Source organism: Flavobacterium sp. 245, from assembly GCF_004362055.1.
GTDB lineage: Bacteria > Bacteroidota > Bacteroidia > Flavobacteriales > Flavobacteriaceae > Flavobacterium.
In genome coordinates this window covers 221,952-230,245 of record NZ_SNXB01000009.1, presented here as the reverse complement: position 1 = coordinate 230,245, position 8,294 = coordinate 221,952, and the positions used below count along the sequence as shown (strand labels likewise).

Genomic DNA, 8,294 nt, shown 5'->3' with positions numbered 1-8,294 from the left:
ACAATCATGAAAGACCACATCAAGGTATTGATGGAAAAAAGCCAATCGAAATGATAAATCCGTTACCGAAATAAGTGACTTTTACAATTTCGACGGAGGAGAAATCTTCACGAGAAACTCCGCACAGAAAAGATAAATCTTTGTAGAGTTTCTTGCTAAGATTTCTCCTCCGTCGAAATGACAAGATTGTGAAGAATTGGAATTTGGAATTTAATTTTATTGGAATTTAAAAATGCATTATTTATTCGAAGATTTATTTTTTCCACCCGTTTCAGAAGCTGATGAAGAAGGAATTCTGGCTGTTGGCGGCGACTTAAATCCAGACCGATTGAAATTAGCTTATAAAAGCGGCATTTTTCCATGGTTTAATGAAGGAGAACCAATACTTTGGTGGGCGCCAGATCCTCGAATGGTATTGTTTTTTGATGAATTGGTAATTTCCAAAAGCATGCGAAATATTCTGAATCGGAAAATGTTTAAGGTTACTTACAATAAAAATTTCAAAGAAGTTATTTCAAATTGCCAGCAGATAAAACGCGATGGGCAAAGTGGTACCTGGATTTCTAACGAAATGATCAATGCATATTGCAAATTAAACGAAGAAGGAATTGCAAAATCGGTTGAGGTTTGGCAGGACGAAAAGTTGGTTGGCGGTCTTTACGGGATTGATCTCGGAAAAGGAACTATATTTTGCGGAGAAAGTATGTTTTCTAAAGTTTCAAATGCATCGAAGGTCGCTTTTATTGCTTTAGCTTTATATTTGCAAAAAGAAAATTACAAATTACTAGATTGTCAGGTTTATAATCCGCATTTAGAAAGTTTAGGCTGTCGTGAGATTGATCGTGACGAATTTATGTCCATCTTAAAAAGCAAATAAAAAATGAGTTCAGTTTACGTTGTAAAGGAAATTTATATTTATCCAATAAAAAGCTTAGCAGGAATAAGTTGCGAAGCAGCATTGGCAGAAGAAATGGGTTTTGAAAATGACCGAAGATGGATGTTAATTGATGCAGAGAATCAAATGATAACGCAAAGAGAACATCGAATAATGAGTCAGTTTTATCCTCAGATTTTAGATGGAAAAATCAGTATTACTTTTGAAGATCAAAAACATGAATTTTTTATTGATGAACATTTCGGAAACGCTTTAAAAGTGAATGTTTGGGATGATCAAAGTGAAGTTGTTGAGGTGAATCAGGAAACATCAAAATGGTTCAGCCAACATTTAGGTTTTGAATGTAAATTAGTCAAAATACTAAAAAATGGAGCTCGTAAACACGAAAGTTCTAGATTAAAAGAAACTTTCAATGTAAGTCTGGCCGACGGTTATCCGTATTTATTAATTGGATCAAAAAGCTTGGATTTTTTGAATGATAAATTGGATGAGAAAATTACAATAAAAAGGTTTCGTCCCAATATTGTAATTAGCAGTCAAACGGAACACGAAGAAGATGATTTCGACACTTTTAAAATCGGAGAGGTTCAATTTAAAAATATAAAACCTTGCGGAAGATGCGTTATGGTGAATAATGATCCAGAAAATGGGCGTTTAAAAAAAGAACCTTTAAAGACGTTAAGCAAATACAGAAATGTAGACAATTCGGTTTTATTCGGGACTAATATTGTGAGCTTGAATGCTGGGAGTATTAAGGTTGGAGACGCGCTTGTTTTCTAGAAATTCAGTTTTGTAAAGTTCCAATTCAGCGTATTAAAAATTATAATTTCATTTTTTAAAGAAGGCAATTCCAAAATTACTTTTAATGTTTCATGCGCCATCATATTTCCAATAATTCCGGGAAGAGTTCCTAAAACGCCGTTTAAATTGCAATTTGGAACCTCTTTTGGGTCTGGCATTTCTGGAAATAAATCCCGAAGGTTTTTACTTCCATTATGATTAAAAACCGCAATTTGACCTTCAAACTTCAAAATACTTCCGTAAATCAAAGGTTTGTTTAGCTGAACACACGTATCATTGACCAAATAACGTGTTGTAAAATTATCTGAGCCATCGACAATTATATCATATTGCTCAATAGTTTGAGAGGCATTTTCCAGAGTTAATTTCTCTGCAATAGCAACAGCTTTAATAAGCGGATTCAATTTCGAAACCACTTCTTTAGCAACAATTGCTTTTTCTTGCCCAATTTCATTTTCTGTATATAAAATTTGTCGGTGAAGATTATGAATTTCAATTCTATCAAAGTCCATAATTCCAATAAATCCAACGCCAGCAGTAGCAATATATTGTAAAATCGGACAGCCTAAACCTCCGGCACCAATTACTAATACTCTTGCTTTTTTTAGTTTTTCCTGACCTTCGTCGCCAATTTCAGGAAGAATAGTTTGTCTGTTATAACGAAGGAATTCTTTTATCACACTCATTTTTTTAAGTCTTAAAGTTTGAAAGTTGTAAAGTCAAAAGTCGAAAGTCAAAAGTCGAAAGTCGAAAGCATAAATTGGAAATAAAGTAAAGTTCTAAACTTTAGGACTTTCGACTTTTGACTTTTGGCTAAATGTTCTATCCCAATCCTTCCAGACCGGTTCGTAACCTGATTTTTTTATGATTTCTGATATTTCTTTTGCGGAGCGTTCATCGCTGATTTCGAATTGTTCTAATGATTGCGGATCGACAACATAACCTCCTGGATTTGTTTTAGAACCAGCGCTCATACTGGTTACGCCAATCGGAATAATATTGTTTCTGAATTTTTCATTTTCTCTTGTTGAAATGGAGATTTCAAGATCTTCGTTCCATAAACGATACGCACAAATCAATTGTGTCAAATCTTTGTCATCCATAATAAAATTGGGTTCGATAATTCCTTCGGCGGGGCGGAGACGCGGAAATGAAACAGAATATTTGGTCTGCCAATATTTTTTTTGAAGATAATCTAAATGCAGCGCGTTGAAAAAACTGTCCGTTCGCCAATCTTCCAAACCTAATAAAACCCCCAAACCAATTTTATGAATGCCTGCTGAACCAATTCTATCAGGAGTTTCAAGTCTATAATCAAAATTTGATTTCTTGCCTTTCGTATGATATTTTTTGTAGACTTCCTGATGATACGTTTCCTGATAAACTAAAACGGAGTAAACTCCAGCATCATGCAAACGTTGATAATCTTCTGTAGAAAGTGGCTGGACTTCCACAGAAAGAATAGAAAACTGTTCTCGTATCAAAGCAATTGCATTCAGGAAATAATTGATGTTTACGGTATAATTTGCTTCGCCGGTAACCAATAAAACATGATCAAAACCCACATTTTTTAATTCCTCAATTTCGAGCTTAATTTCTGAGTCTGTAAGTGTTTTTCGTTTGATTTTATTGTCTAAACTAAACCCACAATACGTACAAATATTTTGACATTCATTGCTTAGATACAGCGGTGCATACATGTGGATGGTTTTTCCGAAACGTTTTTTGGTAATTTCATGGCATTTTTGTGCCATTTCTTCTAAGTAATTTTGAGCAACAGGCGAAATCAGAACTAAAAAGTCATCGAGATTTTGTTTGGTTTTTGCTAAAGCACGTTCGACATCTTTTGATGTGGTTTGATATATTTTAGATTGAATGGAATCCCAATTGTATTTGTCAAAAATGGATTTAAATGTTTTCATTTGGATTGTGTTTTTTTAACCGCAAAGTGCGCAAGGGCTTTGTGTTTATTGGAAGCAGTCGCAAAGCTTTGCGTGCCTTGCGCAAAAACCTTGCGCACTTTGCGGTTAAACAATTTACTCATATAAAAATGACGTCAAAGGGCTAGAAGCCACAGCATAATTTTGTTGATTAGCCACTTTAGCTTCAAAAGCTTTTCGTCCTGCAATAACTGCTTCTTTAAAAGCTTCGGCCATTAATTTTGGATTTCCGGCAACGGCAATTGCAGTATTTACCAAAACAGCATCGGCACCAATTTCCATTGCTTTTGCAGCGTCAGAAGGAGCACCAATTCCGGCATCAACAATAACAGGAACATTACTTTGTTCGATAATTATTTCCAGAAAATCAATAGTTTTTAATCCTTTATTACTTCCAATTGGCGAACCCAAAGGCATAACTGCTGAAGTTCCTGCGCTTTCTAAATGTTTACACAAAACAGGATCAGCGTGAATGTACGGCAGTACAAAAAATCCAAGTTTTGCCAATTCTTCGGTTGCTTTTAAAGTTTCAATTGGATCGGGCATTAAATATTTAGGATCCGGATGAATTTCAAGTTTTACCCAATTTGTTTCGAGTGCTTCTCTTGCTAATTGTGCTGCAAAAACAGCTTCTTTAGCATTTCTTGCGCCGGAAGTGTTTGGTAATAAATTGATTTTCGGATGTTTTAAATGCGATAAAATAGCATCAGTATCGGTTTCCAAGTCGATGCGTTTTAAAGCAACAGTCACCAATTCACTTTCTGAAGCTAAAATGGCACTTTCCATTTCTTTGTTCGATCCAAATTTCCCAGTTCCTAAAAACAAACGAGATTTGAAGCTTTTGTCCCCAATATTAAACAATGGTGTTTGCATATAATTTTTCGTTTAATTGTTGAATTAACAGTTTCTTTTCAGGACTTTCTGTAATGATTCCGGAAACTGCAATTCCATGAATTCCTGCTTTCATCAAAGGGCTTATATCTTTTAAAGTGATTCCGCCAATAGCATAAACTGGAATTTCGATTTTATTTTTTTTCATTTTTTGAAGAATCTCAAAATAGCCCGATAAACCTAAAATTGGACTTAGTTTTTCTTTTGTCTTTGTGAATCTAAAAGGCCCCAAACCAATATAATCACAGCCATTTTTTACATGATTTTGAATGTCTTCAAATGTATTGGCTGTTCCTCCAATAATTTTTGTACTGCCCAGAATAGCTCTGGCTTCGTCAATTTTCATATCAGATAAACCAAGATGAACGCCATCAGCAGCGATTTGCTGTGCGAGGTAAAGATTATCGTTTACAATAAAATTGGCCAGATATTCTTCGCATAAAAATTTTACCGCTTCTGCTAAAGCAAAAGTATCTTTGGCTGTTTGGTTTTTAAATCGCATTTGTATCCAATCGCACCCGGCATCTAAGGCCTGATGAATATTGTACAATTGTTCTTCGATTGTGTTTCCCTGCGAGATGTATTGCATTTTATTGTACATAATGATATCCTATTAATGTTGAAGTTGAACTTAGGTATTTTTCTATGTAGGTTTTGGCATTTTGGCATGCGTCTTCAATAGTTTGATTTAGGGCTAAATTAGAAGCGATTGCCGAAGAAAGTACACAGCCTGAACCATGTTTTTCTGAACAGTATTTATTAGTTGGAAGTAAATCGATGATTGTATTTTTCAAAAACAATTGATCCTTTCCAACTTCATTTAAATTGTGGCCACCTTTTAAAAGAATTGCAGTAGAAGTTTCATTTTCAATCCAAAGATGATCTTTTATAAAGCCAGGAAATAACTGCTCAATCTCGATGTAGTTAGGCGTAATCAAATCAATTTTTGAAAGGATTTTGTTTAAATCTAATCGATCTTCAATGCTTAAAAATTCAAATTTTGTTGTCGATTTCAAAACAGGATCCCAAACAATTTGTGTTGTTGGCGACAGGAGTTTTATAGTGGAAAGAATTCGGTTTAAATAATGTAAAGACGGAACAATTCCAATTTTTACCGTTTTGATTTTATAGCTTAGAAATAGGGTTTCGATGGAACGGATTACAAAACTCAAATTGGTCCATTGAATTTCGTAAAATTTATTTTCCGTCTGAATTGTATTTGCCGTTACAACAGCAAAACCAGTTACCTGATGTTGTTCGAATGTTTTAACATCTGCCAAAACACCCGCACCACCACAAGGATCAAATCCTGCTATACTGAGTACGAATGGGCGATTTGCTGACATAATTTAAAATGTTTTACAGGATTTTCACTATTCCAGATACTTCCTAAAAGCGCGACATCATCAAAACCGTTTTCAAGTGTTTTTTTGACGTTTTCAAGGTCGATTCCGCCTAAAGCGATCACTTTTGTATTTGTGTTTGTTTTTAATGTTAAAGACTCAAAAAGATCTTTTACGGGATAATATTCTTCTTTAGAAATACTTTTGAAAACAGGACTTAGGAATGCGTATTCAAAATCTTTTTTCAGAGAGTTAAAGTCTTCGATAGAATGAGTTGATGTGGAGTACCTACAAGGTTTTGAAAACCTTGTAGGAAAGTCATGAGAATCTTTTCTGTCTTTTTCAGAAAAATGAATTCGATTAATTCCGAAATCTTCTGCCAATTGATGATGGCTGTGTAAAACCAAATTAGATCTGAATTCCACTTTTATCTGATCAATAAATCGAATCATTGCAGCTTCACAAAATTCAGGTTTCCGAATATGAAGCAAAGGCAATCCTTCCTCAAATAAAGAATCAATAATGCTGATTTCGCCAGAAATTGCAGAAGGACTAGTAATGACAATCATATCTTACTTCTTTACTCTTTGTTCTTTTCTCTTAAATATAAATCTCTTTCCCCTGTTCAATAAACTCCTCTGATTTCTCCTGCATTCCTTTTTCCGCGGCAGCGACATCTCTAATTTCCTGAGATATTTTCATCGAACAGAATTTCGGTCCGCACATGGAGCAGAAATGAGCGACTTTGGCGCCATCGGCAGGAAGTGTCTCATCATGGAATTCTCTGGCAGTATCAGGATCTAAAGCCAAATTAAACTGATCTTCCCAACGGAATTCGAAACGAGCTTTGCTCAAAGCATTGTCGCGATATTGTGCTCCCGGATGACCTTTGGCTAAATCGGCAGCATGGGCTGAAATTTTATAAGTTATCACGCCATCTTTTACGTCTTTTTTATTGGGTAAACCAAGATGCTCTTTTGGCGTTACATAACACAACATTGCACAGCCGTACCAGCCAATCATAGCGGCGCCAATTGCAGAGGTAATATGATCGTAACCCGGTGCAATATCGGTTGTTAATGGACCTAAAGTATAAAACGGAGCTTCTTGGCAATGTTCTAGTTGTTTGTCCATGTTTTCCTTAATCATATGCATCGGAACGTGTCCCGGGCCTTCAATAAAAACCTGAACATCATGTTTCCATGCGATTTTTGTGAGTTCTCCTAAGGTTTCTAATTCCGCAAATTGAGCGGCGTCATTCGCATCAGCAATAGAACCCGGGCGTAAACCATCACCTAAAGAAAAAGCAACATCATATTGTTTCATGATTTCGCAGATTTCCTCAAAATGGGTGTACAAGAAGTTTTCTTTATGATGAAACAAACACCATTTCGCCATAATTGAACCACCACGCGAAACAATTCCAGTAACGCGATTTGCAGTTAAATGAATGTAGCGAAGTAAAACTCCAGCGTGAATTGTAAAATAAGAAACGCCTTGTTCTGCTTGTTCTATTAAAGTATCACGGAAAATTTCCCAAGTTAAATCTTCGGCAATTCCTTTTACTTTTTCCAAAGCTTGATAAATAGGAACCGTTCCAATTGGAACTGGAGAATTACGAATAATCCATTCTCTGGTTTCATGAATGTTTTTTCCAGTTGACAAATCCATTATAGTGTCAGCGCCCCAGCGACAAGCCCAAACGGCTTTTTCAACTTCTTCTTCAATACTTGAAGTCACGGCGCTATTACCAATATTGGCATTTATTTTTACCAAAAAATTACGACCCACAATCATTGGTTCACTCTCAGGATGATTGATGTTGTTTGGAATTATGGCTCTTCCACAGGCAACTTCCGCACGCACAAATTCTGGAGTGATTTTGCTTTTTGGGGTATTGGCTCCAAAACTATGACCGGCATGTTGGCATTGCATTGCTTTGGTTTGCTCGTTTATGAGTTCAATTCGTTGGTTTTCGCGAATCGCAATATATTCCATTTCAGGAGTTATAATTCCTTGTTTAGCGTAATATAATTGCGTTACGTTTGCACCTTTTTTTGCTCTTTTTGGCTGATGTAAATATTCGAATCGAAGGTGATTTAGGCTTTTATCTTTCATGCGGGTTCGTCCGTAATCAGAAGTTATTTTATTTAAAATTTCGACATCATTTCGATCCAGAATCCAACTTTCGCGTAAGCGCGGTAATCCTTTTCGGATGTCAATTTCAATGTTTGGATCCGTATAAGCACCTGAAGTGTCGTAAACTGTTACAGGTGGATTTTTCTCAATTCCGCCATTCGAAAGTTTGGTGTTGCTTAAAATGACTTCGCGCATCGCCACTTTTATGGGATGAATTTCGCCATTAACGTAAACTTTTTTAGAATTCGGAAAAGGGGTTCTGGAAATTTGTTCTTCTGTTGTCAT

At 35.7% G+C, this 8,294-nt stretch carries 9 protein-coding genes; 2 read left to right on the top strand and 7 right to left on the bottom strand.

What is annotated here, in order from left to right:
* Window positions 1-232: 232 nt before the first annotated feature.
* Both aat and EV145_RS17415 read left to right on the top strand, forming a co-directional pair.
* Entirely contained in the window at window positions 233-877 is a 645-nt protein-coding gene (gene aat, locus EV145_RS17420; RefSeq protein WP_133526464.1) for a leucyl/phenylalanyl-tRNA--protein transferase, read from the top strand.
* A gap of 3 nt (window positions 878-880) precedes the next feature.
* The gene (locus EV145_RS17415; RefSeq protein WP_133526463.1) at window positions 881-1,675 is read left to right on the top strand and encodes an MOSC domain-containing protein; all 795 of its coding nucleotides are present in this window, start codon (window positions 881-883) and stop codon (window positions 1,673-1,675) included.
* On the opposite strand, the gene EV145_RS17410 is transcribed toward EV145_RS17415, so the two are convergent.
* The 7 genes from EV145_RS17410 to thiC form a co-directional block, all read right to left on the bottom strand.
* Window positions 1,672-2,382, bottom strand: a complete 711-nt coding sequence (locus EV145_RS17410; protein ID WP_133526462.1) for a HesA/MoeB/ThiF family protein — start codon at window positions 2,380-2,382, stop codon at window positions 1,672-1,674. The two genes, EV145_RS17415 and EV145_RS17410, sit on opposite strands and share 4 nt — an antisense overlap.
* Window positions 2,383-2,475: 93 nt before the next feature.
* Window positions 2,476-3,618, bottom strand: coding sequence for a 2-iminoacetate synthase ThiH (gene thiH / locus EV145_RS17405; protein ID WP_133526461.1), 1,143 nt, complete (start codon window positions 3,616-3,618; stop codon window positions 2,476-2,478).
* A 114-nt stretch (window positions 3,619-3,732) separates the two neighbouring features.
* Entirely contained in the window at window positions 3,733-4,509 is a 777-nt protein-coding gene (locus EV145_RS17400) for a thiazole synthase (RefSeq protein WP_133526460.1), read from the bottom strand.
* Window positions 4,490-5,128, bottom strand: a complete 639-nt coding sequence (locus tag EV145_RS17395; RefSeq protein ID WP_133526459.1) for a thiamine phosphate synthase — start codon at window positions 5,126-5,128, stop codon at window positions 4,490-4,492. The genes EV145_RS17400 and EV145_RS17395 overlap by 20 nt, the downstream gene beginning before the upstream one ends.
* Window positions 5,118-5,873 (bottom strand): hydroxymethylpyrimidine/phosphomethylpyrimidine kinase, encoded by a 756-nt coding sequence (locus EV145_RS17390; RefSeq protein WP_133526458.1) that lies wholly within the window; start codon window positions 5,871-5,873, stop codon window positions 5,118-5,120. The genes EV145_RS17395 and EV145_RS17390 overlap by 11 nt, the downstream gene beginning before the upstream one ends.
* On the bottom strand, window positions 5,840-6,439 hold the full coding sequence (locus tag EV145_RS17385; RefSeq protein WP_133526457.1) for a thiamine phosphate synthase: 600 nt from the start codon (window positions 6,437-6,439) through the stop codon (window positions 5,840-5,842). The genes EV145_RS17390 and EV145_RS17385 overlap by 34 nt, the downstream gene beginning before the upstream one ends.
* A 31-nt stretch (window positions 6,440-6,470) precedes the next feature.
* Entirely contained in the window at window positions 6,471-8,294 is a 1,824-nt protein-coding gene (gene thiC, locus EV145_RS17380) for a phosphomethylpyrimidine synthase ThiC (RefSeq protein WP_133526456.1), read from the bottom strand.